A 738-nucleotide genomic window follows, 5' to 3' on the forward strand; every position below is an offset into this window, starting at 1 on the left:
CACCTCGATGCCGCTTTGCGAGCGCACGACGCGGCGTTTGCGATCGATTGCCGCAACCGGGTCGCCCGCGTACAGGCGGATACCGTTCTCGTCATACCAGTCGCGCGTGTTGAGGATGATGTCGTCGACACTCTTCTCGCCCGCGAGCACCGGCGAGAGCAGTATGCGGTTGTAGTTGCCGTACGGCTCAGCGCCGAATACGGTGATGTCGTAAAGATCCGGTGCGAGTTTGAGCAGCTCCTCGATGGTGCGCATGCCGGCCATGCCGTTGCCGATCACCACCAGCCGCGGACGCGAAGGCGCGGCGAGCGATGCGCCTCCCGCGCTCTGCACTGCATATTCGTATCTCATGCCGTCTCTCACGCCGCAACCCAGACTTGACCGCTCTCGACGCGCACCGGGTACGCGTTGACGGAATTCTCAGGCGCCTCGAGGCACTCGCCGGTGCGCAGATCGAAGTGATGCTTGTAGATCGGCGAGGCCACCACGATACGCTCGCCGAGATTGCCGATCAGCCCGCGCGAGAGCACCGCCGCTTGCGAACCCGGATCGAAGTTGTCGATCGCGAAGACGCTGCCGCCGCCATTCTCAACATGAAATACTGCGACCTGCTCGCCATTGACCAGCGCACACACGCCGGTATTCGGCACGATGTCGTCGAGCGCGCACACGGGCATCCAGGATTGCGGAAGTCGGTCGTTGTTCATGCTGAACTCCTCAGGGCAGGTATGGTGATTG

2 protein-coding genes are annotated in these 738 nt (G+C 62.7%); both read right to left on the bottom strand.

Features of this window, described 5'->3' with window-relative positions; all coding sequences use genetic code 11:
• Window positions 1-351, bottom strand: a 351-nt coding sequence (locus tag A6V37_RS02070) for an FAD-dependent oxidoreductase (RefSeq protein ID WP_167361426.1), incomplete at its 3' end; no start/stop codon positions are given.
• Between the two features lie 8 nt (window positions 352-359).
• A complete protein-coding gene (gene nirD, locus A6V37_RS02075; RefSeq protein WP_064269444.1) occupies window positions 360-707 on the bottom strand; it encodes a nitrite reductase small subunit NirD in 348 nt (115 codons plus the stop codon).
• Window positions 708-738: the final 31 nt, after the last annotated feature.

The organism is Paraburkholderia ginsengiterrae (assembly GCF_001645125.1).
Lineage (GTDB): Bacteria > Pseudomonadota > Gammaproteobacteria > Burkholderiales > Burkholderiaceae > Paraburkholderia > Paraburkholderia ginsengiterrae.